Source organism: Haloferax larsenii (assembly GCF_024730625.1).
GTDB lineage: Archaea > Halobacteriota > Halobacteria > Halobacteriales > Haloferacaceae > Haloferax > Haloferax larsenii.
Genome location: NZ_CP078063.1, coordinates 175912 through 202193, shown reverse-complemented (window position 1 = coordinate 202193; position 26282 = coordinate 175912). Strand labels below are relative to the sequence as shown.

Below are 26282 nucleotides of genomic sequence, written 5' to 3'. Positions count from 1 at the left end.
CCAATTCATATAAGTCGATCTGGGAATGGTGGGAGAGAAAAGAACCAGGTTGAGTACTTTAGACCCGGTTGTGTCTGAAAAGTGCTTATAATATTTGTATGGCCGAGATATCCTGGACATCTATGGCGCGCATATATGGCGGTCGGGCGCGATAGATTTATGGCGGGAGATGTCGTACCTGTAACGTAATGACATCCGTCGAACTTCCTAGCCGAGCCAAACCAGAGGTTCTTCACGCCGTCTGTGGCCACCTCCGGCAATTTGACGGCTCAAAAAAGCAGAACCTCTATGACGAAATGAAGACTGACCAGCGCCAGATTCGTGCCGCGTTAGATTATGGTGCCAAACTAGGATTCTTGACGGTTGAAGACGGGTTTGCCACGAACACGGGAAGAGGATCAGGCCTCAGCTACGCTAGAAATATCGAAGACGAGTCCTCACAAACTGTGTTTCAGGAAGCCATTGAATCCTATGACGCGTACCGAGACACGTTACTCAGGATTCACGCAGAAGACTTGGTAGAGGATGTCAAGGATAAGCCAGCGATTAAACAGAGTTCTTTTAAACAGAAGGCAGAGGAATCGACTGGAGATAGCCATGCAGATCGAGCAATCAACCTCTTAATCAAGACGTGTCAGGCGGCTGGGCTAGGGAAGTTTGTTACGGGTAGGAAGGGATTCGAAACACGTCTTGAGATTTCTGACGAATATGATGAATTCATCAACAAACTTGCAGATAAATACCAAACACCAGAACCAGAAGAAACGGTTGAAGATGAGCCAACTATAACTAAAGGAGGTGCCAAAGGCGATTCCACAGATATTGATGAGATAGTTCTCAAAGCAGATCAGGTCTCGGAGCAGTTGAAATTAAAAGTCGAATACGACGTTACTAACAAGAGCGAAAACCAAATTGCAAGTCTTGTCCAGCATATTCGGAGTTATAACTGAGTTCACGGAGTCACCACATGGAAGGCCTACTGAAGGTACTCAGCGTGCTTGTTCCGTTGGCAGTAGGCTATGCGACTTGGCTCGGAACTGTTACTGAAGCACCTTACGAGAGACGGACTCGTGTGAGACGCGCAGTCGAAGGGAAAAAATTCTCTTCAGGGGAGCTCACCATTCGAGCCGGTCGCGTGACGTTTTCAGAAAAGAAAACCTACCGGTACAAATTCAGAAAACTCATTCCTACCTTCCGAAGGTTGGATGGGGAAACAGTTGTCAGGCTCCATTCTGACGGAGGAGAGATTTCGATTCGGGCCGATGGGTTCGGCCCAACTGAGTATCTAGATGGGGCACTTAAAACCACGACCCGTCTCAAAGAAGGGCATCCACATTTTGAATGTGACAGGAACTACGGAGAAGATGAGACTGTGAAACTCAGGATTGAATCGTGGGAGGTATCACCTATATTGGAATTGTTAGAAGGGGTCCCGGCACATCTTCACGAAACACTTGATAATTATCCAGGGGAGTCGGAATACAGGTTTAAGAGTCAAAGGTAATGTGTTGTTATCTGGCCATTCTTGAACTATCTATGAGAGGTACACTACTTTGTTTGAGGTCACTCTACTAGAAAATTTGATAGTATTGGCCGTTGTCTTGTTGAATCCAGACATAATACTACCAACTCAGAATCCAGACATAATACTACCAACTCAGAATCTCGTAGTTGCCTACTCCCCACTAAAGGACTGAGGCAATGGATAGGACAGATTCGGACTTCGTGAGACGACTGTCTCACGTACTCACGCTCGCTTTGCTCGCGTGAACCTCACTCGCAACGAGTTGCTCGCTGGTTCGAATCTGCCGTCTCCATTTTCGATTCCACGGACTCCTCGCGCTGCTCACTCCGTTCGCTATCGCTCGGAGTTGCGAGGAATCAGAAAATGGGTTGGGGCAGATTCGAACTGCCGACCTGCTCCGTGTGAAGGAGCCGTCATAACCTGGCTAGACCACCAACCCGGCTACAAAGTCTGCTTCCCTTCGCCGTCAATTAAGACTTACGTTGTGGCCCGATTAGGGGGACCGAGCCACTACTCAGTCCGCTCGACGCGACGGCGAACCTTTCTGGCGGCCCGCCGCCCGCGAGTGGCCGCCCGGCGCGCACCGTACTCCACGCGCTCGCGCCGCGACTGCGGCCCCATCTCCTCTTCGTCCATCTCTCGTCCCATCGCTTCCATGATGCGCCGACGCAGCGGTTCGCTCTCCTCTTTCAATCCGGTGTAGAGGTGGTCGAACCCGCGTCGGAAGTAGTACCGTGCATCGCTGAAGTGTCGATTCATACCTGAAGATAGTCTCGGAGAAAAGAAAACGATTATGCTATTCGGTACCGAGTGTCATATTCTCCTGAAAGAGCGATACACTTTAGTAATTCTTAGGCATGCCTAAAACACGGGCAAGTCGGCCACCGACTTTGCCGACACCCCCGTCATGCGTCTGTCCCTCCGGGACGGTAGAACCGTGGGCACGATTCATCCGTCCTGGACTCTCTTCTCTCGCCGAGCAGTGCGTCTAAACCCCTCGTACAGCGGTCTCGCCGCGTCGTCTCACTCCGGTTCGTCGTCCGGCACCCGGTCGTACACGCCGCAACTCGTCGTGGTTATCTCGCCCGCCGCGACTAGCCGCGCGCAACAGGCCTCGACGGTGAACAGGTGCGAGTCCAGCATGAGCGCGACTTCGGCGGCGTGGAGCGGTCCGCGACGTTCGAGCACCTCGACCACTCTCGCGTCGAGGTCCATCGCGTTAGTCTGCACCCTGTGGTTCCCACCACGAGCACTCGCTACAGCGGTCGATTCCGGTTACGAGTGTGGTGTCGCCGCCGCAGTTTGGGCACGGTTGTCGTGTCATCGTACGCAGTCGGTCACACCGCATTCGATAGGAAAGGGTACCCAACCATAGACGGGTTCAGTTCGGAATCTCAGTATGTCGGCGATTCTTCGGGCACGCCATCGCGCGCGTTCACCAGTCGAGCGTAGACGAACAGCGCGTCCGAGAGGCGGTTGAGATACGCGACGACCGACTCGTTGACCGACTCCTCACCGGCGAGCGCGACGACACGGCGTTCCGCGCGGCGGCTCACCGCCCGTGCGTGGTGAAGCTTCGCTCCCGACTCGCTTCCGCCGGGGAGGATAAACGACGTGAGTGGGTCGAGTTCCTCGTCCGCGGTGTCGATCCAGTCTTCGAGGTCGTCGACGTGTTCGTCTCGAATCTGCGGGTCGTCCTCGTCCGGGTCGGGGTTCGCGAGGTCGGCCTGCACGATGTGGAGGTGGTTCTGAACCAGTTCGAGTACTTCGTCCACGTCGTCGTAGCCCGTCGGTCGGACCGTCCCGAGCAGCGCATTAAGCTCGTCGACGGTGCCGTATGCCTCGATTCGGTGGCTCGTCTTCGACACCCGGGTCATGTCCCGGAGGTCGGTCATCCCCTCGTCGCCGCGGCCGGTGTAGACCTTCATTGTGCTAGTGTCTGGTCGATGTACTGCAGGATGTTCTCGCTTTCTGCCATCGTCACGCCCCGTTCCTCGTCGACGAGGACGGGGACGGCGCGCTGGCCACTCACTCGCTTGACCTCGTCGCGGTCGGAGTGGAGTGGCTCGACCCAGTTCGTCTCGTAGTCGATGTCGGCGGTCTGGAGGGCGTCGTGGACTGCCTCACAGTACGGACACCCGTCGAGCGCGTACAGCACGGTTTCCATAGCCCGGCGTTCGGTCCCCGCGGCCAAAGAGATACTGGAGGCTCCCGCTCTCGTTCACCCCGGCCAGGAAAAACCACGCGTTCAGATTCTCTTGGCATGGTTTTCAGGCTCCTTGGGCGGCGTTCTGGTGCTTTTTAGATTCGTCTAAACATCAGATTAGAACAGCAATCATAAATACTGTCACTGTACTACAACTGAGATGATGGAAGACGAAACCCGCGCAGACGGAACGTATCTCTCTCGCAGACGTGTCCTCGCAGCAGGTTCGAGCCTCGCCGCAGCAGGGCTCGCCGGATGTACCGGTGGCGCTGTAAGCGGAGACAATGACGAGAACTCCGGGTCGGGCGAGAACGCCGACTCCGAAGATGGTCCCGTCGCTGTCGCGTCTTTCTTTAGTTTCTACGACTTCGCTCGCAAAATCGCAAAAGACACCCCGGTCACGGTGAAGAACCTGATTCCGACTGGGCTTCACGGCCACGGCTGGGAACCCGACGCAAGCGTCACGCGCGACATCATCGAAGCGGACGCGTTCATCCACGTCGGCAAGGACTTCCAACCGTGGGCCGACCGTGCGATTCAGACGCTGAAAGACGACGACGTCGACACCCAACTCATCAACGTCCGCGAGGGCGTCGAACTCGTCGAACTCGCCGCCAGCCTCGACAGGGACGAAGAGGGTGTCGGCGAAGGACGCGGCAAGGACCCTCACTTCTGGCTCGACCCACAGCGCGCGAAAACCTCCGTGGACAACATCACGGAAGGGCTCGTCGAACTCGCCCCCGACCACGAAGAGACGTTCCGAGACAACGCATCGACCTACAAGACCGACGTTCTCGACCGAATCGACCAAGACTATCAGGACATCTTCGACCGTGCATCGCGGGACGTCGTCCAACTGGCCGCCCACAACGCGTTCCAGTACATCGGCGTCCGCTACGGTGTCGAGATGCGCCCACTCGTCGTCAACCTCGCGGCCAGCGGCGACGTGAAGCCCTCCGACATCACGGAGGCAAAGCAGGTCATCAGCGACAACGACATCAAGTACATCGGTGCCGGAGTCTTCGAGACCCGAAAGCCCGCGAAACAGCTCATCGCTGAGACTGCAGTCGAGGCGTACTACCCCGTGACCCCGTACGCGGGCGTCCGCAAGGATTGGGTCGAGAACAACTGGGGCTACGAAGAAATCGCGTACAAAATCAACATGCCCACCTTCGAAGTCGTCCTCGGCAACAAGTCCCCGGCCGAGGCGGGCTACGACGGATGGGACAGTGAGTGGAGGAACTTCGAATGAGTATCTTAAACGGTGAAGAACAGTCAGAAGCGGAATCGACCGCCGAGTCACCGGCTGAACCAGCGGACCCGCTTATCGAACTGTCGGACGTCGAGTTCGGCTACACCGCGGCCCCCGTCGTGGAAAACATCTCGCTCAGTATCGCACAGGGCGAGTACGTCGCCATCGTCGGCCCGAACGGGTCGGGCAAGTCGACGCTGATGAAACTCATCCTCGGCTTGCTCCGCCCCGACGAGGGCTCTGCATCGCTCTTCGGCGAACCGTCGCACACGTTCGACGACGGTGCCCGAATCGGGTACGTCGCCCAGCACGCGAGCGCCTCGAAGGAGATGCCCATCACTGTCCGCGAAGTCGTGAAGATGGGGCGGTTCCCCCACGTCGGCTTCGGGATGCTCTCGGCCGACGACCACGAAATCGTCGACGAAGCACTCGCGACAGTCGGCATGTCGGACTTCGCCAACCGACGAGTGACCCAACTCTCCGGCGGCCAACGACAGCGAGCATTCATCGCTCGCGCGCTCGCGGGCGAAGCCGACTTGCTCGTCCTCGACGAGCCGACCGTCGGTGTCGACGCCGAGTCGGTCGACGCGTTCTACGACCTGCTCGAATCGCTCAACGACGAGGGCATCACGATTCTCCTCATCGAGCACGACCTCGGCGCAGTCACCGACCACGCAAAGCGCATTATCTGTCTCAACCGCGAAGTATACTTCGACGGCCCGACCGACGACTTCGTCGAGAGCGACGCACTCGCGCGGGCGTTCGGGACGGCCGCGACGGTGATGGGTGAGACGTGATGCACGTCGAACTGTTCACCCTGTTGCAGGCCGGGCCGTTAGACACGGCGCTCGCACCGCTCTACTGGTTCCTCTCGCTTTGGTCGGACCTGCTGTTCTTCGTCGAGGGCGTGACTGGACTGGAGTTCCTCCAGTACCGGTTCATGCACCGTGCCATCCTCGTCGGACTCTGTATCGGCGTGATGGCACCCCTCATCGGGACGTTCCTCGTCCACCGGCAACTCGCACTCATCGGCGACGCGTTGGCACACACCGCCTTCGCCGGTGTCGCAGTCGGGTTGTTCCTCAACGGCGTGTTCAGCCTCGGCGTCTCGCCGTACCTGACTGCCGTCATCGTGGCCGTCATCGCGGCGCTCCTCATCGAACTCATCTCCGAGGCGACCGACGCCTACAACGACGTGTCGATGGCAATCGTGCTCTCGACCGGGTTCGCGCTGGGGACGGTGCTCATCAGCCTCAACGCGGGCGGTCTCGCGGTCGGCATCAATCAGTACCTCTTCGGGAACCTCTCGACGGTCTCCGCCGAGAACGCGGCCATCCTGCTCGTTCTCTTCGGCATCATCGTCGCGACCGTCGGCCTCACCCGGAACCAACTGCTCTACGTCACCTTCGACGAAACCGCGGCCGCGGTCTCCGGCATCTCGGTCACGTGGTACAACCGCGTGATGGTCATGCTGACCGCCTTGGTCGTCGTCGGTGCGATGCAGATTATGGGTGTCATCCTCGTCGCCGCGATGCTCGTCGTCCCCGTCGCGGGCGCGGCGCAGGTCTCGAAGAGCTTCACCCAGTCGCTTCTGGTCTCTGTGGTCCTCGCTGAACTCGCGGTCCTCCTCGGTATCGGTGTGTCCTACTACGGCGGTGCGACCGCCGGGGGCGTTATCGTCCTCGTCGCCGTCGCCATCTACGCCGTCTCTGTCATCGTCGGCAAACTGCAGGAACGGGCGAGCGACGATTCTGTCCCTGAATTGGGAAGCATCGACTCCACCGAAGCGTAGCCAGACACTGAACGCCGCAGCGATTCGCTTCATGCTCGCATCTCGACACTGAGTGGGAGCGAACGCGATAGCCTCCGTCTCCGAAAAAGACATCATGAGTCCAACAGAATTGGGGATATACGATGAGCACTCACTCACATGACGGTATCGGTGGCATCCTCGTGTACACGCTGTTCCTCCTCGGGACAGTGATTATCGGCCCTCTCGAAGCGGTAATGGGGCTCGCGCTCTACTGGCTGTTCAGTAACTAGAACAGGCGATGCCCAAGACGACCGAACGCCGACCGACTCGTCGCCAAATTCGGCACGTACTTCGTCGAGTACGGAACCGAACTCTACGAGGCGGCGGCGCCACACGAGCGACTGGACGCAGTCGTCCCGGACGTGTTCGACTACCTCCAAGCGAGCCGCGACCGACTCCCAGAATCCCCCTCGCCGTCGATTCTCGTCACTGACTTCTCACCGGCGAACCTGATGAGTCGAGATGGGACCCCACCGGAGAGTGTCGAGGAGCTCACGGGCGTTATCGACCTCGAACGAGCGAAAATCGGCCCGCTGGAGTTCGCCGCCGTCAACGCCGAGTATCTGCTAACCCGCTACATCGACGACCCGGAGCCTGTTCGCGAGGCACTCTACGACCCATTGCCGTTCGGACCAGATATTCCGCAACGTGACTTCTACCGCGTGCTCGCTATGGGACGGTCGGTGGCGGCGCTTCCGTTTTGGTACGACCCCGAAAGCGACCTGTACGAACAGCGGGCGAGTGCGATTGCGAGCGAACTCGACCGAATCGTTCGCTGAATCCAGTCTCTCACTTCGAGTCGCTTCCGTAGACGTTGCCTGTCGGGTCCCAAACGAGGTCGACGACGCCGCCGATACCGAGCAGGATGAGCAAGATGGGCAGGTCTGTCGGTGCGCCAAGAATGTACGCACCCACGCCGATGACGCCGAGGGGGACTGCAGCGATGCGACTGATGTGCGGTATCTGCTGCGAGAGCAGATTACTCCCGGCGTACGCCGTCAGCGAGGCGAGAAGCACGACGCGAATCGCTGCTTGCCCGCGGGCGACCGACCAGATAGTCATCGCACCGAGGAGAACCGTGAGTAGGCCGAACACGAGTCTCCGAACGGTTCGCGCAGTTGGGTTCACGAGGGCGAGCACGGCCACCGTTTCGTCTGGGAGGACGATAATCTTTTGACACGTGGGCGTAGGTCGCGCGCCGGTGTTCGTCGACCGACTGGCGTCTACGCCAGATAGTGGCCCGGACGCGTCTTCTTTCGAGGCTAACCACCATTTCATATCGCGTTATTTGATTTATAAGAGCTGTCACAGCGCCCACGAACCAATATCTTCAACAACGACTACAACGGATTCGACCCCATGAGCGACCTCGAAATCGAACGCGAATGCCCCGAGTGCGGCAACGACACGTTCTACCTCGCCGCCAGCATGGAGATTCACCTCGGCAAGAAGACCAAGTGGAGTTGCACCGAGTGCGACTACGGGTACATCCACATCACGGACGATATCGAGACGTACGCGAAAGCGGAAGCGGAAGCGTAAGGCCGCAAAAAGAGAGTTTTCGTTATTCGTCGTCGCCGAGCGCCTGCCACGAGAGCCGTGGGTTCCGCGCCGCAGAGACTTGGTCGATGCGGCGGGCGCTCGTCTTCGTCGGCGCGGTTTCGAGTGCTTCGTCGGAGTCCGCGTAGGCGGCGTTGAAGGCGTGCGCGAGGTCGTCCAAAGACGCCTTGTCTTCGACTTCCGTCGGCTCGGTGAGCATCGCCTGCGAGACGAGTTCGGGCCACTTCGTCGTCGGCGGGTGGACCCCGTAGTCCAGCATGCGCTTGGCAACGTCCGCAGCGTCGCGGTCGCCCGACGTCGCCGCGAACTCGTGGTGGAACGGTCCGTACGGGACTTCGAGGTCGAGTTGCGAGGCCAGATAGTTGGCGTTCAACACGGCCTTGGCGCTGGCGTCCGACAGGCCCGAATCGCCGAGGCGGGCGATGTAGGCGTAGGCCTTCACGAGGACGAGCCAGTTGCCACCGAAGCCGTGGACCTTGCCGATAGACGACTCAGGCTCGAAGAGTTCGTAGCCCGCGGCCGTCTCTCGGACCATCGGACTCGGAAGGTAGTCGGCGAGTTCGTCGACGACACCGACCGGTCCAGCACCGGGTCCGCCGCCGCCGTGGGGCGTGGCGAACGTCTTGTGGACGTTGTAGTGCATGATGTCGAAGCCCATGTCGCCGGGGCGAGCGCGGCCCAGAAGGGCGTTGAAGTTCGCGCCGTCGTAGTAGAGCAGGCCACCGGCGTCGTGGACCATCTCCGAGATTTCGAGGATGTCGCGCTCGAACAACCCGAGCGTGTTCGGATTCGTGAGCATGAGCGCGGCCGTCTCCTCGGAGATAGCGGCGTCGAGCGCCTCGATATCGACGCGACCGTCCTCGTCAGACGGGAGTTCGACCACGTCGTAGCCCGCCAGCGCGGCGGACGCGAAGTTCGTCCCGTGAGCGGACGCCGGGATGATAATCTCCGAGCGGTCGTCGCCTCGGGCCTCGTGGTACGCTTTTGCGATGAGAATGCCGGTGAACTCGCCTGCGGCACCAGCGGGAGGCTGGAGCGTCACGGCGTCCATGCCGCCGATTTCGGCGAGTTGCTCCTGGAGGCCGTGGAGCAGGCCGAGGGTCCCCTGAATCGTCCGGTCCGAGCGGTCCGGGTGGACGGCGGCGTTCGGGTCGGCCGCGACGTCCTCGGTGAACGAGGGGTTGTACTTCATCGTACAGGAGCCGAGCGGGTACGGACCCAACTCGACGCTGTAGTTCATCTGCGAGAGGCGCGTGTAGTGGCGCGCGAGTTGCGGTTCGGACAGCCCCGGGAGCGTGAGTTCGTCACGCGTCAGGTCGTCCGGGAGGACGCCGTCGGCGTCCACTTCGACCGTCGTGCTGTCCTTCTCCGAGAGGAGCGGTTCGTAGTGGTCGTCGCGGCTGAAGCGTGCTTGGTCGAAGTTCATCAGGCTACCTCCTCGAAGGCCGCGACCAGTCTGTCGGCGGCATCGGCGTTCACGTCGGTGATACAGACTTGCAGGTGGTGGTCGTCGAGCGTGTGGACCGCAAAGCCGCGCCCCGCGAGGTCGTTCGCGATGGCGGGTGCTGGCTGGTCCGTGTGGACGACGAACTCCCGGAAGTGGTGCCGGTCGTAGACCGGTGCTCGCAGGCCGGAGATGTCGTCGAGTCGCGCTGCGAGGTCACGCGCATCGGTGACTGCGCGGGTCGCGAGGTCGACGAGGCGGTCCGGGCCGAGCCACGCGATGTGCATTGCGGTTCGGAGCGCGACCCACGCCTGATTCGTACAGATGTTGGACGTGGCGCGTTCCTTCCGAATGTGCTGTTCGCGCGTCTGGAGCGTCAGCGTGAACGCACGCATGTCTTCGGCGTCCTCGGAGGCACCGACGAGACGGCCCGGAACCTGCCGGAGGAACTTCTCGCGAGTCGCGAAGATTCCGAGGCCCATCCCGTAGGAGGTGCCAAGCCCGAGGGCGTCGGCCTCGCCGACGACGACGTCGGCACCGACGCTCGCGGGTTCTTCGAGGAGCGCCAGCGCGACCACGTCGCTTCCGAGACAGAACAGCGCGTCGTTCTCGTGGGCGAGGTCGCCGATTTCGGACAGGTTCTCTTCGATAACGCCTCGGACGGTCGGACTCTCGGCGTACACCATCACAGTCTCGTCGCCGACGAGGTCCGAGAGGGCGTCGAGGTCGACAGCGCCGTCGTCCATCGGGTAGTCGCCGATTTCCATATCGGCACCGTCGAGATAGTTTTCGAGGACGCCCAGTCGCCCTTCCTGAAGGTGTTCGGGAACGAGGACGCGGTGGCCGCTCGCACCACGTCGAAGGCGGTCTGCGAGCAGCGCGGCCTCTGCGAGGGCCGTCGCGGCGTCGTACATCGAGCAGTTTGCGACCGGTAGGCCGGTCAGTTCGACCAGCATCGACTGGTACTCGAACAGGGCTTGCAGGAAGCCCTGTGCGATTTCCGGTTGGTACTGCGTGTAGGAGGTGAGGAACTCCGAGCGACGCGAGAGGTCGTCCACCAGCGCGGGCACGTAGTGGGCGTGGTGGCCGCGACCGAGGAACTCGGTCAGCTCTTCGTTGCGAGCGAAGAGGTTCGCGATAGACTCGCGAAGGTCGCGCTCGTCGGTGGCGTCGATGTCAAACTCGCCGTCGAATCGAACGTCTTCGGGGATGTCGAAGAGCGATTCGGCGCTCTCGACCCCGACGGCGTCGAGCATGGCGGCTTCGTCCGCGTCAGTGTGTGGCGCGTAGGGACTGCCGTCCCGGCGTCCGTTTCCAGCCGTCATCTCACTCCGTCTGCTCGCGGTACTCCTCCGGCGAGAGGAGGTCGTCGAACTCGTCGGACGAAGACGGTTCGAGTTCGAGCATCCAGCCGTCGCCGTAGGGGTCCTCGTTGACGAGTTCCGGCGCGTCGAAGAGGTCCTCGTTGACGGCGACGACCGTCCCCGAGACGGGGGCGTAGAGGTCGGAGACGGCCTTGATACTCTCGACGACACCGAATTCGTCGCCAGCGGTAATTTCGTCGCCCTCGTCGGGGAGTTCGACGAACACGACGTCGCCCAGTTCGTCCTGTGCGAAGTCGGAGATGCCGATTTTGACGGTGTCGCCGTCGGTGGTCGTCCATTCGTGCGATTCCAGGTACTTTCGGTCGTCGGGAATTTCGAACATTAGTTGTCGATGAAGGGTGGTGTAACGATTTCTGCGCGTTTCTCACGGCCGCGAGCGAGGACGGTGAGTTCTGTTCCGTCGTCGGCGTACTCGACGGGGACGTATCCGAGTCCAATCGGCTCAGAGAGCGTCGGACTCATCGTTCCGCTCGTCACGGTTCCGATGACGTCGCCGTCCTCGGTGGCGATGTCGTAACCGTGTCGGGGAACACCTCTGTCGAGGAGCGTGAGGCCGACGAACGTCTCGTCGACGCCCGCGTCGTGCTGCTGTTCGAGGGCGTCGCGGCCCACGAACTCGGTGTCTAACTTGACGACGAAGCTGATTCCGGCCTCGTACGGCGTTCGCGGTTCGTCCTCGGGGTCGAAGTCTTGCCCGGAGAGCAGGAATCCCATCTCCATGCGGAGGGTGTCGCGGGAGCCGAGTCCGCACGGGATGGCGTCCAGTGCCGACCACACGGTCTCGGCGTCGTCCCACGGACAGAGGACTTCGAAGCCGTCCTCGCCGGTGTAGCCCGTTCGGGCGACCCAGCACTCGACGCCAGCCACGTCGGCGTACTGCGCTTGGAACTTCGAGAGGTCGCCGACTGGTTCGTCGGTCGTCGCAGAGACGGTTTCGAGCGCGTCGGGGCCTTGTACCGCGAACATGGCCCAGTCTTCGGTCACGTCCTCGACGGTCGCATCGAGGTCCCACTCGTCGCGGAACGAGGTCCACCGGTCGTACATCTCTTCGTCGTGTCCGGCGTTCGGGATGAAGAGATACACCGGGTCGTCCCGGTCGGGAAGACGGTAGACGACGGTGTCGTCGATGATGATTCCATTGTCGTCCACGATGGCCGAGTACTGCGAGTCACCCGGTTCGAGGACCGTCACGTCGTTCGTCGTCAGGCGTTGCATCAGCGCGGTTCCGTCCGGCCCGGAGACTTCTATCTCACTCATGTGTGAGACGTCGAAGATACCCACGGACTCGCGAACGGCCGCGTGTTCTGCCCTGATGGAGTCGTACTCCACGGGCATGTCCCATCCGCCGAACTCGGTGAACTGTGCCCCCGCGTCGGCGTGGACATCGTACAACGGCGGCTTGCGAAGGCCCATACAGGCCACTGCGAACTACGGTAAGTAATGCTTTGGTATCTTCCCTCTCGGTGTGTGCACGATAGTGCATCATTTGGTACTTGGATTCGGGAGAAAACACCACAATCCCGCACTCACCTGCGAAAAAATTGCCGTCCGAGCCGGTCTTGGAAACGCTGCCGAATGTGGAGATAAACCAGATGCTGCAATACAGAATCGGATTTCGTCGAGCCAGTCGGAGCAAAGCGGCTGGTTGTATCGTCGCTTCGGCAGTGTAAGATTCGGACGAGTGTACGAACTCGTCGAGTGGCCGACCTACGAGAGCGGTCCGTACCCAGACATACCCGCCGGCGAGCAGCTATTCGACCGCCAGGACGTCGCGGACATCATCAACGGCGAGTTCTGAAAACGGAGCAGAGCCAATTACCAACTCCTGAGTACCCCACTCAGTTGAATGTCGATTCGGAGGGGGTACTCTGTCGAGACCGTTCGTTGGGAACCGGAGCCAAGTGTACGAGTTCTCCGGCGTCCGTTTCCATCCACTCTTCACCCGTCTCTGAGTTCCAACAACAGACGCGCCAGATTCCGTCCTCTAATCGCTCCCAGATTTCGACGTCTGAGTAATACTGTCCGTCCGACCCAGAGTAACAGGTGTTCATTACGAGCCGGCCCTCCCCACACCGAACTGTCCGGGCATTTCGTCGAAGTTCATGGTTTTCTCTCCCAACCGAACCGACCACACAGGTGCACCACGACCAGTCTGACCCACACCAGACTGAGACGACTGAGGCACCCATCATGAAGACTGGGTCAGAGTCGTGCCCACCACAACACTGTTTCGTGGTCCACCGTGCAGACGGTATCCGCACTAACGCTCTTCTCCGACACGAATCTGACACCTAGTCACCTAGGTGAGTGCAGAGCAGAATGCGGCTAGCTACCTAGGTCGAAGATCGCTCGCCGCCGGTTTTTCTGTGGGTCGGTCGCGAAGCTGTCGGCGAGTTCGACGTCGCCCGTCTCACGGAAGCGGTTCCCGAGGACGACCTTTCGGGGAATCCCGAGGAGGTCGCTCTCGGCGAATCGCTCACTGATAGTCTGGTCATTCAACGGAGCATGTTCTCGACTTCCACACTCCGTCAGGAGTTAACAACCCTGCCACAATTTTTTATCAATTGTCTAACTATAATGAATTGGATGTTTGACAAGATAAACCGACGAAGATTCATCCGCGTTAGTGGTACCACTCTTGGATTGACTTCCCTCACCGGACTCGCATCTGCAAATGGTTCTGACGAAGAGGAGGCTGTTGAGGTAAGAATCGATACGGCTGTGGAGAATGGAACAAAGTATGCCGTCTCAATTGCTCGTAACAAAACGACAAAAGAGATCGATGGAACGATTCTCCCAGTTCCAGTTGACGAAGATGATAGATTAAAAAAGGATGATGATTCAAATAGTGACAACCTTACTATGTACGGGATTTCTGATGACATTCTATCAGAGATTCAACCATCCGTTTTCAACGAAGAAGGGAGCAGAGCAAATGACGGGGGTACTACGATTTCTCAGACGGATTCAAAACAGTCTGACATCTGGGGTCCCCTCCGTGACGTTGCAAAGCAATCTAGTTCTAATTCAAAAATAGTCACTACCCAGGAAGAAGGCCTCCTAGAGAGCGTCGTGAAGGAGATTGCTGCAGGCACAAAGGAGTCAATTAACCGGCTGGGTGTGTATTATATTGAAAGTCCAGAAGGTACGGACTGTGACGCGACAAAGAACAAAAATCCCCATCGGCAATTCTGTGGGTCAATTGATTATGAAAAAAGTCTTGGTGAGTTCACCGAGGTCATCGTTTCAGGCACTCTTGGAGCTATTGTTGGTGCTGCAATATCCGGAGGAGTTGGAGCGGGAATCGGCACGGTAGTTGGTGGAATTGCTGGATTCGCGATTAAGGAGCTCAAAGACAAAACAAACGCTTCGTTTGTGTTCCGAGATATTGATAAATGTGCATTTGGTGCCTGCGCACCAGTTGTCAAACCATATGTGAGTGGTTTATGCATGGACGAAGATGAGGACCTCCTTAGTATTGACGTGGGTGGGATTCGTGACATCCCAGGAGCTCATCTTGAAAATGGGGTCTCAGTCTCCACTGGATACCGGGATGTGTACAAAATCTCAGACTAGTTTAATAAATAACTCAGAGTAAAGCAATAACATATCATGAAAAAAGAGATAGTCGACTTCTGGGAGGTGGTTAATCAGGGTTTCGAGTATCCGCTACTGAGCGCTCTAATTGTTGGGTTATTCGTTGGCCTCGGAATGATGTTGATCGAAGATGTCGCTACGACCGTCGTCAGCGCTCCTGACGTTCTCGTCGTCGTCACGATGATTCTCGGTGGAGCGACGGTCGCACTGGTCATCTCGGACTCGCTCTTGAAAGCAGGCCTCTGATACCGACACCATCTACGGTAGTCATTCGAGGTGGTGGGTGCGGCTGACTGGGAGAGTTTCCCAGGGTACGACTACCCGGTGATCACGTCCGAAACCACCTCGGGCGCGACGAATCGGGTCTCGCCGTCTCGCGTTTCGAGTTCGACGTCGCCCGTCTCACGGAAGCGGTTCCCGAGGACGACCTTTCGGGGAATCCCGAGGAGGTCGCTCTCGGCGAATCGCTCACCGATAGTCTGGGCATCGTCGTCGAACAGAAGCACCTCGTCGCGACCGCACGCGTCGTAGATGCGGTCGGCCGCGTCCGCGAGGTCACCCTCGTATTCGAGGGGGATAATCGAAACCTCGTAGGGAGCCACGCTTCCGTGGTCGGTGCCGGGCCACCGAAGCCCCTCGTCGTCGCCGTGTTGTTCGACGAGCGTGTGGAGGAGGCGCTCGACGCCGATTCCGTAGCTTCCCATCTGGACGAGTCGCTTCGAGCCGTCGACCGTGTCGAGCGTGAGGTCGGCGGGCTTGGAGTATCGCGTCCCGAGTTTGAACACGTGTCCGACTTCGATGCCCTCGCCTGCGACGAGGGTCTCCCCGCAGTCGGGGCAGGTGTCGCCTTCGCCGAGGGTGGTGCCGGGCGATTCGTCGGTGACGCCGACGCGACACCCGTCAGTCTGGCAGTAGACGAGTTCCTCGGACCCGGTTTCGACGGGGGCGACGAACTCCTCGGAAGTCGAGCCACCCATCACGCTGTTCGACGCGTCGACGACGACGAAGTCGAGCCCGACCGCGTCGAAGATGCGACAGTAGGCGTCCCGGACGCGAGCGTACCACTCGTCCAGCGACGCTTCGGTCGCGTGGAGGCTGTAGGCGTCTTTCATCGTGAACTCCTTCGTTCGGAGCAGTCCGTTTCGGGGATGGTCGTCGCGGTGTTTCCGTTCGACCTGATACAGGAGGAGGGGAGCGTCCTCGTAGGACCGAACGGTGCCCTCGACGAGGTGGACGATTCCTTCCTCGTGCGAGGGCGCGAGACACATCGCCTGCCCGTCGCGGTTTTCGAAGGTGAACATCTCACCTTCGAAACTCCCCCAGCGACCGCTCTGTCTCCAGACGTCGCTGTACTGGAGGCTGGGGAGGCTGACGGCCTGTCCACCGATGGCGTCCATCTCAGTTCTGATTCGGGTGATGAGCTTCTGTCGGACACGCTCGCCCGTGGGTGTGAACCCGAACAGGCCGCTTCCGAACTGTCTGACGAGTCCGGCACGTACCGCGAGTTCGACAGCGTCGTTCTCCCAGCCTTCGGTCTCGCGGCTGGTGAACAGGGTCGCGTCGCTACGCCGCATTGCGCTCACCTCGGGCGTAGCGGGTGCTGTGGAACTTGACGGATGACAGTGAACTGCTCGTCAGTACTCGGGGAGAAACAGCGTCGATACGACTATCGCGGAACCCAGCCGTGAGCCACGTCCGACTCACGGCTTCGAATGCAGGTTCGGTTGCTTCGAGTCATGCGACCGGAACGACTCGGTTCCTGTTATTAAATCCCCGTGACACTACTGTCGAAGTCGGGTGTGGTGCTCCTGGTCATCTCGGGTTCTCGAACAGTTCCGCCAACCGCAGATAGATTTATCAACCCAGAGTGCGACTTAGTTACTATGATAGTTGTAAAGAATTCCGAACTCGACACCACCGCTCGCCAGACAGCAGTCCGCCGCACGGCCACCTTCTCCGAGATGGCCGAAACGATGCGAAGCATCTGATTGCGTGAATTTGCGCACTCGTTTTCGGTCCTTTGACCATTAGTCCCTGACAGTCACGCTCGGCAGTTTCACGTGAGGGCCACCCCTAACAGTCACTTCTGACAGTTACACCTCACTTGGTACTTGCTCCGACAATCGCACGTCGGAATTCTAACACATCGTGTCTAGTAACATATGTTCTGTAAGAAATATCAGTTCAATTGATATACCTAAACCGCCGAATTTCAGGTTCTCACAGCGTACATTTCGGGACAACGGATATACTCTTGGATGTCATATTCAACTAGAACGGGCGACAGCGCCCTGGATACTATGGCAGACAAACCACACCAAAACCTGGCCATCATCGGGCACGTCGACCACGGGAAATCGACCCTCGTCGGCCGACTCCTGTTCGAGACAGGCAGTATACCCGAGCACATCATCGAGCAGCATCGAGAAGAGGCTGAAGAAAAGGGGAAGTCCGGATTCGAGTTCGCGTACGTGATGGACAACCTCGCCGAAGAGCGCGAGCGCGGCGTCACCATCGACATCGCTCACCAGCGGTTCGACACGGACAAGTACTACTTCACCATCGTCGACACGCCCGGACACCGCGACTTCGTCAAGAACATGATTACGGGCGCGTCGCAGGCGGACCACGCGCTTCTCGTCGTCGCCGCCGACGACGGTGTCGCGCCGCAGACCCGCGAGCACGTCTTCCTCGCCCGGACGCTGGGCATCGAGACGCTCATCGTCGGGGTCAACAAGATGGACGTCGTCGACTACAGCGAAAACACCTACAAACAGGTCAAAGAGGAGGTTCAGCAACTCCTCCAGCAGGTCCGGTTCGACTCGGACGACGCCCACTTCATCCCCATCTCCGCGTTCGAGGGGGACAACATATCCGAGCACTCGGAGAACATGTCGTGGTTCGATGGACCGACGGTGTTAGAGTCGCTAAACAACCTTCCGGAACCGTCGCCGCCGACCGACGCACCGCTTCGCGTCCCGATTCAGGACGTGTACACGATTTCCGGTATTGGGACAGTTCCCGTCGGCCGCGTCGAGACGGGAGTGCTCAAAACCGGTGACAACGTTCGGTTCATGCCCTCGGATGCGGGCGGCGAGGTCAAGACCATCGAGATGCACCACGAGGAAGTCCCGGAGGCAGGCCCCGGTGACAACGTGGGGTTCAACGTTCGCGGTGTCGGCAAAGACGACATCCGCCGCGGGGACGTCTGTGGCCCGGCCGAGGACCCGCCGTCGGTCGCCAAGACCTTCCAAGCGCAAATCGTCGTCATGCAGCACCCCTCGGTCATCACCGCCGGGTACACGCCGGTCATCCACGCCCACACGGCACAGGTCGCGTGTACGTTCGAATCAATCGACCAGAAGCTCGACCCGGCGTCCGGCGAAGTTGCAGAGGAGAATCCGGACTTCATCAAGGCTGGCGACGCCGCAATCGTGACGCTCCGGCCGCAGAAGCCACTCAGCATCGAACCGTCGTCAGAAATCGCCGAACTCGGAAGCTTCGCCATCCGCGACATGGGCCAAACCATCGCGGCCGGCAAAGTCCTCGAAGTCAACGAGTGAGCCTATCGCCGGCCTCGCTTCACTCAGCCATTTTCTCGCACTCACAGGGCAGTTAGCGATTGCTCTCGGCGACGTGCTCTCCCGAGTAGAGTGCCGACACCTTCCAGACGTTCGCTCTGACACCTGCTCTCACGAGGTCCATTCGAACCCTGTCACCGGGCCGGTGGTCTGCGAGGTACGAACGAAGCATCTCGTCGGCGTACGCCGCGACGTGATAGGTCGACCCGTTGTCCCCTCGGACTGTCGCTGTTCCGTGGTCGTTCACTTCTCGAACGACCGTGTACACTTCCGGCTCCCCCACCACCATTGTCTGGGACATAGTCGTTAATCACGGGTACATTGCCAATAAATCTGCCTCAAAAACCAATAAACGAGACGATTGTTGTCTTTCTGTGTGCTGAATACCCATATTTGTAATTGCAGAGTGGTGGCGGACGTGCGACGGCCGACAGAAAGGGTCGAACCCGAAACCGCTCCGTGAACGAATACCGCTCTCCGACCGATTGTGGGATGGGTGGAGTGGGACATCTCGCGGGGTGGACACCATCCAGAAGAATGGTGGTGTCGTGGGAGTCGACACGCCACACGAGTACGGTCTGTCAGCAACGGAGGGCCGGGCTCGGAAGGATGTATGAAGGAACGAAGGATAACGAACAGGCTTGATATGGCAAGGTCGGTTTAGGTGTCCGAGTCGTCTTTGACGCGGCGACGAACGTCGACGTAGAAATTCCGCAGGACGTCGCGGCCGATGTGGAGTGGGTCGTCTGGGTCTTCGACGAGGACAGCCGTCACGGTCTGGCGCTGGTCCGCGAGTTCGACGACGACGTCGACCTGCGGTTGGGCGTCCTCGTCGTCGAGGACTGACGGTGGTTCGGCGCCGACTTCGGTCGCGAGCGCCGCGTCGATACGCGTCTTGGCCGCGCCCGTGTCGATGCGGGCCAGCACTTCCTTCGAGCCACTGATTCCCGTGACGGTGACGCGCTCTGCGTAGCCGACGACTGGAACACGGTCGTCGTGGACTGACGACGGGGCGTCTTCCGGGGGCGACCCGTCGAGGACGTGGGACAGGCGCTCGACTGTCTCGTCATCGATGGTGTGGCCAACTCGTTCGAGCGCGAGGCGGGCGATGTACACCGCCGGAGAGCGCCCGGTCGCTCGGAAGAGCCCGCGGAACCCGGCCGTCGGATTGACCTCCAAGACCAGCCACCCGTTTGGTCCTTCGATGAGGTCGACGCCCGCGTAGTCGAGGCCGAGCGCTCGAACTGCACGGAGTGCGATTCCAGCAGCCTGTTGGGACAGGTCGTCGGTGGCGTCTTCGACTGTCCCGCCGAGGGCGACGTTCGTCCGCCAATCGCCTGCCGGAGCGTACCGATACATAGCCCCGATGATTTCGTCGCCCACGATGTAGACGCGCAGGTCGCGGTGGTCGCCGTCTTCGGGGTCGAGATACGTCTGGATGAACGCACGCCGACCATCCACCGTCGGCGAAATCGTCTTGTCGTGGTCGACTAACCAGGTTCCGCCGCCGTTGGTTCCGATGGCGGTCTTGTAGACGAACGGGAGTTCGAACGCCGAGCGCGCGTCGTTCAGATGTGCTTCGTCGGTCGCGAGGTAACTGTGCGGGACCGGGACGTCAGCCGCCGCGAGGCGTGTCGCGGTCGCGTGTTTGTGGATTGAAAAGAGGACGTTTCGCGGGTCGTTGAGAACGGGGCGCGCGGCGGCGTAACAACTGGCGATAGAGAGGTCTTCGAGCGGTGTCGACGACTTCGAAAGGAGGAGTCGATTGACGACGACGTCTACGTCCGGTTCGAATGCAACACCCGTCTCCGAGACGTCGATGCCGATTGCCTCCTCGTGGAGCCAGACGGCGTCGTGGCCGACTGCTGCAACCGCGTTGCTAATCGCCTTCGTCTCGCGGCTATTGTGAAACGACAGGATTCCAACCGTCACTGTCGCCGAGTCCCCAGACATACGAGACGTAGGCGACGAAGGTGTATCAGCACGTCGGGCCCTGTGATGGGAGACGTTCGTCCGCAAGAGGCGTCAGCCCGAGCGACGGGCTTTCGCCTGTGATGGCGCGCGGGAATTCGGGCCCACCGTGCTCATGAAGATGTCACAGTCATGGACACTAGCACCACGCTCCCACGTGGTGATTCTGGTACCTGCTCGCCGGGAATCGGAGACGGCGGGACTGACGTCAGCCTGCCGTCTCCGCTGGAGTGGTGCTTACTCCTTCTCGGTGATAGTCACCGTGTAGCTGCCACTTCCCGAGTAGCTGTCGACCATCATGGCGAGGTCGGCCGACGTGTCGGGGTTGTCGATGGTAATCTGCTCGTTGCTGTCGGTGGTCCACGAGCGGTAGTCGTAGGTGCTCGTCGAGGGGCACGTGCCGGAGCCCTCGTTGACGTAGAGGTCGAAGTCGGCGTTGGTCGGGCCACTGAGTTCGACGACGACCTGGGACGGGGAGCTGTACTCCCACGTGTAGGACCAGCAGTCGGAATCGGCGTTCGACGAGAGCGAGTCGTCGATGGTCGTGGTGGTCGACCCACCGCCGCCACCGCCACCACCGCCGCCGCCACTTCCTGGGTCAGTGGTGACAGCGTTGGCAGCGTCGACGCGGCCTGAACCCTGCTTCGCGGTGCTCAGTCCGACGTCGACCGCCGTGTTCTTCAGGTGGTTCCGAAGGTCGGACGGCGAGAGGTCGTAGACGTCGAGTGCGAGTCCGGCCACGCCGGAGACGACGGGCGTCGCCATCGACGTGCCGGAGATTTCCTTGTACTCGGTGCTGGTCGTCCAGCAGGAGAGCACGTTGGTACCGGGTGCGGCGAGGTCGATTTCGTCGCCGTAGTTGGAGTACCGCGCAAGCGTCTCGTCGGGGTCGAGCGCCGAGACAGCGAGACACTCGCTGTAGGCGGCCGGGTAGGAGACGTTGCGGCGACCGTCGTTGCCGGCAGCGGCGACGACGAGCGACCCCTGCTGGGTCGCGTAGGTCACGGCGTTCTTCATCGTCGAGGAGTAGCCGCCACCGCCCAGCGAGAGGTTGATGACGTCTGCACCCTGGTCTGCGGCCCACTCGACGGCGTCCGCGATGTCACTCGTCGCACCAGAGCCGCCCTCGGAGAGTGCGCGCCCGGAGAGAAGCGTCGAGTTGCTGATGCCGCCGACGCCCTCGTTGTTGTCCGTCGTCCCGGCGGCGATGCCGGCGACGTGCGTCCCGTGGTACTCGTCGGAGAGCACGTCCGGGTACGGGTCGTTGTCGTTGTCGACGAAGTCTTGGCCTTTGTCCGACCCGAACCGCGCGGAGAGGTCGGGGTGGTCGTACATGACGCCCTGGTCGACGACGGCGACAGTCACGTTGGAGCTACCGAGCGTCGTGTCCCACGCGGTGTCTGCGTTGACCTGCTGTGGGGCATACTGGCTGCCATACTTGGGGTCGTTCGCCGTATAGAGAGCTTCGAGCGTCGCGTTCTCTTCGGCGTACTTCACTTCGTCTTTCTTCGTGATTGCCTCGATGAAGTTCTCCCGAGCGTGCGAGGGAGCCTTCGAGGGGAACTTGACTGCCGCGTAGCTGAGCGACTTGTTTTCGTGAACAACCTCGGCGTTACCCGGAACGTGTTGTTCGACGGCCGCTTGCGGGCTGTCGGCAGTCTTGGAGACACCAACGAGAATCTCGTCTTTCTTCGGCCCGGGCTCGCGTCCGGGCGTCGCGGAGGTCACGCCAGCCATTCCGGCGAGACCTGCAGCTGCGGACAGTTTCAGGAACGTTCGTCTGTCGAAGTTCGGTGTGCCTGCCATGGGCAAACAATGCTCAGTGGGGTAGGGCAATATTTGTTAGCTTGACTGAAATTCGGATTTCACCATTGGCTTCAAGGTGAAGTTGGAAGAACTCGATAAACCTAAATAAATTCTATAACGATTTTGGTCAGATTCGAACAATTGGGTTCGGCGTGTCGTGTTCCCGACTGCCGGAGACTCGCTCGAAATGTATAAACCGGAAACTGGGAGAGGTTGTGTATGGACCTCCTGCGGCGATTGTTCGGTCCTGAGGGCCTTCCCTCGGGACGAGTCGCCCTCTTCGTGGACGGGCCGAACGTCCTCCGCGACGAGTTCGACGTCGACCTCGACGATATTCGGAACGCTGCGCGGTCGCTCGGCGACCAGACGAGCGCGATGCGCCTCTACCTCGACGAGCACGCCACGCCGGGACTCATTCAGGCGGCCGAGGCACGCGGTTTCGAAGTCGTCATCACGAGCGGCGACGTGGACGTGAAACTCGCGGTCGACCTCACGCGCTTTGCGGCCGACGGGCGCGCAGACGTTATCGCCGTCGCCTCGCGAGACACCGATTTCAAGCCCGCACTGGAAGTCGCAAACGAGTACGGTCTCCGAACGGTCGCTATCGCCCCCGGAAGCTACGGCCGGTCGGACGCACTCCAAAACGCGGCGAACCACGCCGTGACGCTCGACGAACTCTCCGACAGCGACGACTGAGCACTGCCGACCGCGACGACGACACACCACCGACCGCGACGACGACACACCACCGACCGCGACGACGACACACCACCGACCGCGACCGCCGAGCAGTCGCACGCGAACGGTTCGTTTTTTCCTGCTCCACTCGACCACTCGACCATGCAGACGTTCGATACGCCGGTCGTGGACAACCACCTCCACCTCGACCCGGACCACGGTCGCGGGTTAGAGGCGGTGAAAGACTTCGCTCGAAGCGGCGGCACGCACCTGTTGGTCGTGAACAAACCGTCGTGGCTGTTGGGACACGATGTCGAGACGGGCGAGGACTTCCGGCCGGTCTTCGAGACGACTATCGACGTTGTTCGGGAAGCGTCAGAACTTCTCGACGGCACAGCGTGGCCCGTCCTCGGTGTCCACCCCGGACTCGTCTCGAAACTCGTCGACGACCGCGGCTACGACCCGGCCGGCGCGCGCGACCTCATGTGCGCCGGTCTGGATGTCGCCGCCGAATACGTGCGCGCGGGCGACGCGCTCGCACTCAAATCAGGTCGGCCGCACTACGACGTCACCGACGCCGTCTGGGACGCCTCGAACGCAGTTCTCAGACACGGACTCGACCTCGCCGCCGACTGCGACTGCGCGCTCCAACTCCATACGGAATCGACGACCGACCTCTCGGACGTTGCCGAGTGGGCCGACGAGCGCGACGTCCCACGTGAGCGCGTCGTCAAGCACTACGCGCAGGGGCACCTCACCGGCGGCACGCCGAGCGTCATGAGCGACAAAGACCGTCTCGAAGAGGCGGCCGAGCGTGGCGTCCCGTTCCTCATGGAGACCGACTTCGTCGACGACCCGAACCGCCCCGGCGCGGTGATGGGACCGAAGACGGTGCCCCGGCGGGTCGATTGGCTCCTCGACGAGGGCCACGACACCGCGGTCCGAAACGCGCACGTCGAGACGCCGGCGCTCGTCTACGACATCGACACCGAATCGACGCTCGACAGATAACCCGGACGCATAGAATCGGGGAAACGAGAGACACAGTCGGCTCAGGCCCCCTGTCGCGGAAACACACGCTTCCGAATCACACACAGTTGCCAAGAGGATAAGAAAGGCATTTGAGTCCGGCACGGGAGGGTGTAGGTATGACCGAGGCCGAGGAACGATACTACTCCCCGGAACGCTGGCAGAACTGGTTGACGCGCGTCGAAGAAGAAGACCTGGACCTCGAAAGCGAGGAGACGGGTCGGCTTCTGATGAACATTCAGAACGACGCCGCCATCGCTATCGCCAAGATTCTGACCGCGCACGACGACGACACGCTCGACGAAGACGAAGCGCTCGACGAACTCGCGACCGTCCACGACATCGTCATGGCGGAACCCGAGTTCGAATCCGAAAACGAAGAAGCGGAGATTCTCATCGGAAGCGTCCAGACGAGTCTCTCGTGTGCGTTCTTCGCGGCCGAAGAGTACCTCGTCGCAGGTCCGTCCGAGCTCGAAGACGAGATGTCGGCGTACATCGTCGCCGCCGCGGACGCCGAAGAAGCAGACGACCTCGACGCTGCACTCGGCTACATCGTGCAGGTCGGCACGAACGTCATCGCCGGTGAGGAACTCGACCTCGACGTGCTCGAAGACATCGAGTTCGGTCTCGTGACCGAGTGGGTCGACGGCATCGAGAGCCTCCAGAGCGGACTGGCGGAACCCGAAGTCGTCGAAGAGGAAGACTGAACTCGGCCTCTCTCGTTCGTTTCTCCCTTTCAATCGGTGAGAACTGGAGGGGAGGCTTTTTACTTGTCTGTTACCCGTACACGGACGATGAATTTCTGGGACGACCGGCGCGGGGTCGCAGCGCAGGTCGGCGCTGTCCTCTTGCTCGGGTTTATCGTCATCTCGATGTCCGTCTATCAGGCGACGGTCGTCCCACAAGAGAACCGAGCGACGGAGTTCGAACACAGTCGGGCGGTGCAAAGCGACATGCAAGAGCTCCGGGCGTCGATTCTGCGGACGGCGTCGTCGGGTACCCACACACCGACTGTCGTCTCGCTCGGGACACAGTACAAACCGCGGACGGTGTTCGTCAACCCACCACCTCCGACGGGGACGATACGGACCGAACAACTCGGAACCCTCACCGTCCGGAACGCGCTCGCGGACGTCGGGTCGACACCCGGTGACGACACTCCCGAGACTGACGATTTCTGGGACGGCGAAACCGACCACGAGTACGAGACGTCAGCGCTCGTCTACGAACCCGGATACACCCGATACGAAGACGCACCGACGACAGTGTACGAAAACACACTGGTCGTCAACCAATACGACAACGGAAACGTCTCGCTCGTCGATCAGGCGACGGTCGACCAGAAGAATATCTTCGTCGTCGTCGTCGATGGGGAACTGTCCCGAGCGGCGGCGAGCAACATGGTCATCACACCACAGGCACTCAGCACCGCCACCACGACGATTCGGGTGACGAACAACACGAGCGACGAGCCAATTCAAGTCGACATTCCGACGCGGCTCAGCGCCGCCGAGTGGCAATCGAATCTCGAAGCGACCGGCGACTACGACCCCTCGTGTGACACGGACACGAAAGCGACGGCGTACGTCTGCAACGTTCAACCGGGGCCAGACGGGACGGTCAAATTGACGTTCGAATCCAACACGACCTACCAACTTCGGATGGCGAAAGTCGGCCTCGGGAGTGGGGCCACTAGCCCAAGTACGGAGTATCTCACGGATGTCGAGCGACTCGAATACGTGACCGAAGAACAGCGATACCAGTTCGTGGTCGAAGCCCGAGACAAGTTCAACAACCCGACGACGGCGTCGGTCAGAGCCGAGTCGCAACACAACGGCGTCGTCGATGGCATGGAGTACGTCGACGCCGACGACCGATTCGTCTTCACCTACGAGGCACCGAACGCGACGACGAGCGGGGGCCAAGACCTCATTAACGTAACTTACGACGACTTGAACACCGGGTTCTCGCCGGAGAACGTCGAAGACGTGCAGTTCGACGTCACGGTTCGGTCGGCATCCGGTGGGTCGGGTGGAACCGGAGGCAACGACCCCCCGAGTGCGACCATCGAGAGCGTCACGGACAACAGCGAGTGTAGAGGGAACAACTGTAACGGGCAAGACTACGCCGAGTTCGACGTGACGTGGAGCGCGACGGACTCCGACGGCAGCGTTCAGAGCGTCGACATCGAGTTGATTCGAGACGGGTCTGTCGTGGACAGTACGACCGTGAATTCGTACACTGACGGACAGCCCCGGACGACGACGCTCCGGGAAAATGGCGGACACGGCGAAGACTATGTTATTCGCGTGACCGCAGGCGATGGGACGGACACCGGGTCTGACCAAACGATCGAGACCGCCGGTTAACCCGGTGAACTCGTGTTTTCAACTTTGGTAACGAAGGGGAGTGTTCATATCCTTGTCCCCACTACA

General features: G+C 60.3%; 28 protein-coding genes, 1 tRNA gene and 1 pseudogene. 15 read left to right on the top strand and 15 right to left on the bottom strand.

The genetic code is table 11. From position 1 onward, the window contains the following. Window positions 1-188 precede the first annotated feature (188 nt). Together KU306_RS01140 and KU306_RS01135 are read left to right on the top strand one after the other, a co-directional pair. A complete protein-coding gene (locus tag KU306_RS01140; RefSeq protein ID WP_258302614.1) occupies window positions 189-950 on the top strand; it encodes a hypothetical protein in 762 nt (253 codons plus the stop codon). A 17-nt stretch (window positions 951-967) separates the two neighbouring features. After that, a complete protein-coding gene (locus tag KU306_RS01135) occupies window positions 968-1504 on the top strand; it encodes a hypothetical protein (RefSeq protein ID WP_258302613.1) in 537 nt (178 codons plus the stop codon). A gap of 385 nt (window positions 1505-1889) precedes the next feature. Here KU306_RS01135 and KU306_RS01130 read toward each other — a convergent pair. The 5 genes from KU306_RS01130 to KU306_RS01110 form a co-directional block, all read right to left on the bottom strand. Beyond that, window positions 1890-1964 (bottom strand) — tRNA-Val (locus KU306_RS01130). Window positions 1965-2035: 71 nt separating this feature from the next. Then, on the bottom strand, window positions 2036-2284 hold the full coding sequence (locus tag KU306_RS01125) for a hypothetical protein (RefSeq protein WP_007542799.1): 249 nt from the start codon (window positions 2282-2284) through the stop codon (window positions 2036-2038). Window positions 2285-2548: 264 nt separating this feature from the next. After that, window positions 2549-2755, bottom strand: coding sequence for a hypothetical protein (locus KU306_RS01120; RefSeq protein WP_258302612.1), 207 nt, complete (start codon window positions 2753-2755; stop codon window positions 2549-2551). A gap of 164 nt (window positions 2756-2919) precedes the next feature. Then, window positions 2920-3453, bottom strand: coding sequence for a cob(I)yrinic acid a,c-diamide adenosyltransferase (locus tag KU306_RS01115; protein ID WP_007542801.1), 534 nt, complete (start codon window positions 3451-3453; stop codon window positions 2920-2922). Beyond that, window positions 3450-3692, bottom strand: coding sequence for a glutathione S-transferase N-terminal domain-containing protein (locus KU306_RS01110; RefSeq protein WP_007542803.1), 243 nt, complete (start codon window positions 3690-3692; stop codon window positions 3450-3452). Before KU306_RS01110 ends, KU306_RS01115 begins: the two co-directional genes overlap by 4 nt. Before the next feature lie 199 nt (window positions 3693-3891). Between KU306_RS01110 and KU306_RS01105 the strand changes: the two genes are divergently transcribed. The 5 genes from KU306_RS01105 to KU306_RS01085 all read left to right on the top strand — a co-directional run bounded on the left by KU306_RS01105 (window position 3892) and on the right by KU306_RS01085 (window position 7575). Then, complete coding sequence (locus tag KU306_RS01105; protein ID WP_007542806.1) at window positions 3892-4983, top strand: metal ABC transporter substrate-binding protein; 1092 nt, start codon at window positions 3892-3894, stop codon at window positions 4981-4983. Continuing rightward, window positions 4980-5780, top strand: coding sequence for a metal ABC transporter ATP-binding protein (locus KU306_RS01100; RefSeq protein ID WP_258302610.1), 801 nt, complete (start codon window positions 4980-4982; stop codon window positions 5778-5780). Before KU306_RS01105 ends, KU306_RS01100 begins: the two co-directional genes overlap by 4 nt. After that, window positions 5780-6775, top strand: coding sequence for a metal ABC transporter permease (locus KU306_RS01095; protein ID WP_007542809.1), 996 nt, complete (start codon window positions 5780-5782; stop codon window positions 6773-6775). Before KU306_RS01100 ends, KU306_RS01095 begins: the two co-directional genes overlap by 1 nt. Before the next feature lie 122 nt (window positions 6776-6897). Further along, window positions 6898-7026 (top strand): hypothetical protein, encoded by a 129-nt coding sequence (locus KU306_RS01090; protein WP_258302609.1) that lies wholly within the window; start codon window positions 6898-6900, stop codon window positions 7024-7026. A 132-nt stretch (window positions 7027-7158) separates the two neighbouring features. After that, window positions 7159-7575 carry a hypothetical protein gene (locus tag KU306_RS01085; protein WP_258302608.1) on the top strand — a complete coding sequence of 139 codons (417 nt, stop codon included), beginning with the start codon at window positions 7159-7161 and terminating at the stop codon, window positions 7573-7575. A 10-nt stretch (window positions 7576-7585) separates the two neighbouring features. Here the strand turns inward: KU306_RS01085 and KU306_RS01080 are convergent, their stop codons facing one another. Continuing rightward, window positions 7586-8074, bottom strand: coding sequence for a hypothetical protein (locus tag KU306_RS01080; protein ID WP_258302607.1), 489 nt, complete (start codon window positions 8072-8074; stop codon window positions 7586-7588). Between the two features lie 81 nt (window positions 8075-8155). Here KU306_RS01080 and KU306_RS01075 point away from each other — a divergent pair, with 81 nt between their 5' ends. After that, entirely contained in the window at window positions 8156-8338 is a 183-nt protein-coding gene (locus KU306_RS01075; RefSeq protein ID WP_007542815.1) for a DUF7838 family putative zinc beta-ribbon protein, read from the top strand. A gap of 22 nt (window positions 8339-8360) precedes the next feature. Here KU306_RS01075 and gcvPB read toward each other — a convergent pair whose 3' ends face one another. The 5 genes and pseudogenes from gcvPB to KU306_RS01050 all read right to left on the bottom strand — a co-directional run. Next, window positions 8361-9782 carry an aminomethyl-transferring glycine dehydrogenase subunit GcvPB gene (gene gcvPB, locus KU306_RS01070; RefSeq protein WP_007542817.1) on the bottom strand — a complete coding sequence of 474 codons (1422 nt, stop codon included), beginning with the start codon at window positions 9780-9782 and terminating at the stop codon, window positions 8361-8363. Further along, a complete protein-coding gene (gene gcvPA, locus KU306_RS01065; protein ID WP_258302606.1) occupies window positions 9782-11125 on the bottom strand; it encodes an aminomethyl-transferring glycine dehydrogenase subunit GcvPA in 1344 nt (447 codons plus the stop codon). The genes gcvPB and gcvPA overlap by 1 nt, the downstream gene beginning before the upstream one ends. A 1-nt stretch (window position 11126) precedes the next feature. Beyond that, window positions 11127-11507 (bottom strand): glycine cleavage system protein GcvH, encoded by a 381-nt coding sequence (gene gcvH / locus KU306_RS01060; protein WP_007542820.1) that lies wholly within the window; start codon window positions 11505-11507, stop codon window positions 11127-11129. Beyond that, the gene (gene gcvT / locus KU306_RS01055) at window positions 11507-12598 is read right to left on the bottom strand and encodes a glycine cleavage system aminomethyltransferase GcvT (RefSeq protein ID WP_258302605.1); all 1092 of its coding nucleotides are present in this window, start codon (window positions 12596-12598) and stop codon (window positions 11507-11509) included. The genes gcvH and gcvT overlap by 1 nt, the downstream gene beginning before the upstream one ends. Before the next feature lie 912 nt (window positions 12599-13510). Continuing rightward, window positions 13511-13678, bottom strand: a pseudogene (locus tag KU306_RS01050) (hypothetical protein); the annotation flags it as partial. Window positions 13679-13771: 93 nt separating this feature from the next. Between KU306_RS01050 and KU306_RS01045 the strand changes: the two are divergent. Then, complete coding sequence (locus KU306_RS01045) at window positions 13772-14761, top strand: glycine zipper family protein (RefSeq protein WP_258302603.1); 990 nt, start codon at window positions 13772-13774, stop codon at window positions 14759-14761. A gap of 135 nt (window positions 14762-14896) precedes the next feature. Continuing rightward, window positions 14897-15028 (top strand): hypothetical protein, encoded by a 132-nt coding sequence (locus KU306_RS01040; protein WP_258302602.1) that lies wholly within the window; start codon window positions 14897-14899, stop codon window positions 15026-15028. A 71-nt stretch (window positions 15029-15099) separates the two neighbouring features. Here the strand turns inward: KU306_RS01040 and KU306_RS01035 are convergent, their stop codons facing one another. Further along, window positions 15100-16356 carry an aminoacyl--tRNA ligase-related protein gene (locus KU306_RS01035; protein WP_258302601.1) on the bottom strand — a complete coding sequence of 419 codons (1257 nt, stop codon included), beginning with the start codon at window positions 16354-16356 and terminating at the stop codon, window positions 15100-15102. Between the two features lie 726 nt (window positions 16357-17082). On the opposite strand from KU306_RS01035, the gene tuf reads away from it, so the two are divergent. Then, complete coding sequence (gene tuf / locus KU306_RS01030; RefSeq protein WP_007542834.1) at window positions 17083-18345, top strand: translation elongation factor EF-1 subunit alpha; 1263 nt, start codon at window positions 17083-17085, stop codon at window positions 18343-18345. A 52-nt stretch (window positions 18346-18397) separates the two neighbouring features. Here the strand turns inward: tuf and KU306_RS01025 are convergent, their stop codons facing one another. The 3 genes from KU306_RS01025 to KU306_RS01015 all read right to left on the bottom strand — a co-directional run bounded on the left by KU306_RS01025 (window position 18398) and on the right by KU306_RS01015 (window position 22140). After that, entirely contained in the window at window positions 18398-18664 is a 267-nt protein-coding gene (locus KU306_RS01025; RefSeq protein WP_258302600.1) for a DUF7999 family protein, read from the bottom strand. 359 nt (window positions 18665-19023) lie between these two features. Beyond that, window positions 19024-20316 carry an ATP-grasp domain-containing protein gene (locus tag KU306_RS01020; protein ID WP_258302599.1) on the bottom strand — a complete coding sequence of 431 codons (1293 nt, stop codon included), beginning with the start codon at window positions 20314-20316 and terminating at the stop codon, window positions 19024-19026. A 255-nt stretch (window positions 20317-20571) separates the two neighbouring features. Next, entirely contained in the window at window positions 20572-22140 is a 1569-nt protein-coding gene (locus KU306_RS01015) for a S8 family serine peptidase (protein WP_007542839.1), read from the bottom strand. A 219-nt stretch (window positions 22141-22359) separates the two neighbouring features. On the opposite strand from KU306_RS01015, the gene KU306_RS01010 reads away from it, so the two are divergent. The 4 genes from KU306_RS01010 to KU306_RS00995 all read left to right on the top strand — a co-directional run bounded on the left by KU306_RS01010 (window position 22360) and on the right by KU306_RS00995 (window position 26216). Further along, entirely contained in the window at window positions 22360-22836 is a 477-nt protein-coding gene (locus KU306_RS01010) for an NYN domain-containing protein (RefSeq protein WP_007542841.1), read from the top strand. Between the two features lie 144 nt (window positions 22837-22980). After that, window positions 22981-23829 (top strand): TatD family hydrolase, encoded by an 849-nt coding sequence (locus KU306_RS01005; protein ID WP_258302598.1) that lies wholly within the window; start codon window positions 22981-22983, stop codon window positions 23827-23829. A 137-nt stretch (window positions 23830-23966) separates the two neighbouring features. Continuing rightward, window positions 23967-24554 carry a DUF2150 family protein gene (locus KU306_RS01000; protein ID WP_007542845.1) on the top strand — a complete coding sequence of 196 codons (588 nt, stop codon included), beginning with the start codon at window positions 23967-23969 and terminating at the stop codon, window positions 24552-24554. Window positions 24555-24641: 87 nt separating this feature from the next. Continuing rightward, window positions 24642-26216: a hypothetical protein gene (locus KU306_RS00995; protein ID WP_258302597.1), complete on the top strand. Its 1575-nt coding sequence runs from the start codon at window positions 24642-24644 to the stop codon at window positions 26214-26216. Window positions 26217-26282 lie beyond the last annotated feature (66 nt).

What these genes read in the sequence shown, in the direction of transcription:
- KU306_RS01140 (WP_258302614.1), top strand. Translation starts at nt 189, where the DNA reads ATGACATCCGTCGAACTTCCTAGCCGAGCCAAACCAGAGGTTCTTCAC.
- KU306_RS01135 (WP_258302613.1), top strand. Translation starts at nt 968, where the DNA reads ATGGAAGGCCTACTGAAGGTACTCAGCGTGCTTGTTCCGTTGGCAGTA.
- KU306_RS01125 (WP_007542799.1), bottom strand. Translation starts at nt 2,284, where the DNA reads ATGAATCGACACTTCAGCGATGCACGGTACTACTTCCGACGCGGGTTC.
- KU306_RS01115 (WP_007542801.1), bottom strand. Translation starts at nt 3,453, where the DNA reads ATGAAGGTCTACACCGGCCGCGGCGACGAGGGGATGACCGACCTCCGG.
- KU306_RS01110 (WP_007542803.1), bottom strand. Translation starts at nt 3,692, where the DNA reads ATGGAAACCGTGCTGTACGCGCTCGACGGGTGTCCGTACTGTGAGGCA.
- KU306_RS01105 (WP_007542806.1), top strand. Translation starts at nt 3,892, where the DNA reads ATGATGGAAGACGAAACCCGCGCAGACGGAACGTATCTCTCTCGCAGA.
- KU306_RS01100 (WP_258302610.1), top strand. Translation starts at nt 4,980, where the DNA reads ATGAGTATCTTAAACGGTGAAGAACAGTCAGAAGCGGAATCGACCGCC.
- KU306_RS01095 (WP_007542809.1), top strand. Translation starts at nt 5,780, where the DNA reads ATGCACGTCGAACTGTTCACCCTGTTGCAGGCCGGGCCGTTAGACACG.
- KU306_RS01090 (WP_258302609.1), top strand. Translation starts at nt 6,898, where the DNA reads ATGAGCACTCACTCACATGACGGTATCGGTGGCATCCTCGTGTACACG.
- KU306_RS01080 (WP_258302607.1), bottom strand. Translation starts at nt 8,074, where the DNA reads ATGAAATGGTGGTTAGCCTCGAAAGAAGACGCGTCCGGGCCACTATCT.
- KU306_RS01075 (WP_007542815.1), top strand. Translation starts at nt 8,156, where the DNA reads ATGAGCGACCTCGAAATCGAACGCGAATGCCCCGAGTGCGGCAACGAC.
- gcvPB (WP_007542817.1), bottom strand. Translation starts at nt 9,782, where the DNA reads ATGAACTTCGACCAAGCACGCTTCAGCCGCGACGACCACTACGAACCG.
- gcvPA (WP_258302606.1), bottom strand. Translation starts at nt 11,125, where the DNA reads ATGACGGCTGGAAACGGACGCCGGGACGGCAGTCCCTACGCGCCACAC.
- gcvH (WP_007542820.1), bottom strand. Translation starts at nt 11,507, where the DNA reads ATGTTCGAAATTCCCGACGACCGAAAGTACCTGGAATCGCACGAATGG.
- gcvT (WP_258302605.1), bottom strand. Translation starts at nt 12,598, where the DNA reads ATGGGCCTTCGCAAGCCGCCGTTGTACGATGTCCACGCCGACGCGGGG.
- KU306_RS01045 (WP_258302603.1), top strand. Translation starts at nt 13,772, where the DNA reads ATGTTTGACAAGATAAACCGACGAAGATTCATCCGCGTTAGTGGTACC.
- KU306_RS01040 (WP_258302602.1), top strand. Translation starts at nt 14,897, where the DNA reads ATGATGTTGATCGAAGATGTCGCTACGACCGTCGTCAGCGCTCCTGAC.
- KU306_RS01035 (WP_258302601.1), bottom strand. Translation starts at nt 16,356, where the DNA reads ATGCGGCGTAGCGACGCGACCCTGTTCACCAGCCGCGAGACCGAAGGC.
- tuf (WP_007542834.1), top strand. Translation starts at nt 17,083, where the DNA reads ATGGCAGACAAACCACACCAAAACCTGGCCATCATCGGGCACGTCGAC.
- KU306_RS01025 (WP_258302600.1), bottom strand. Translation starts at nt 18,664, where the DNA reads ATGTCCCAGACAATGGTGGTGGGGGAGCCGGAAGTGTACACGGTCGTT.
- KU306_RS01020 (WP_258302599.1), bottom strand. Translation starts at nt 20,316, where the DNA reads ATGTCTGGGGACTCGGCGACAGTGACGGTTGGAATCCTGTCGTTTCAC.
- KU306_RS01015 (WP_007542839.1), bottom strand. Translation starts at nt 22,140, where the DNA reads ATGGCAGGCACACCGAACTTCGACAGACGAACGTTCCTGAAACTGTCC.
- KU306_RS01010 (WP_007542841.1), top strand. Translation starts at nt 22,360, where the DNA reads ATGGACCTCCTGCGGCGATTGTTCGGTCCTGAGGGCCTTCCCTCGGGA.
- KU306_RS01005 (WP_258302598.1), top strand. Translation starts at nt 22,981, where the DNA reads ATGCAGACGTTCGATACGCCGGTCGTGGACAACCACCTCCACCTCGAC.
- KU306_RS01000 (WP_007542845.1), top strand. Translation starts at nt 23,967, where the DNA reads ATGACCGAGGCCGAGGAACGATACTACTCCCCGGAACGCTGGCAGAAC.
- KU306_RS00995 (WP_258302597.1), top strand. Translation starts at nt 24,642, where the DNA reads ATGAATTTCTGGGACGACCGGCGCGGGGTCGCAGCGCAGGTCGGCGCT.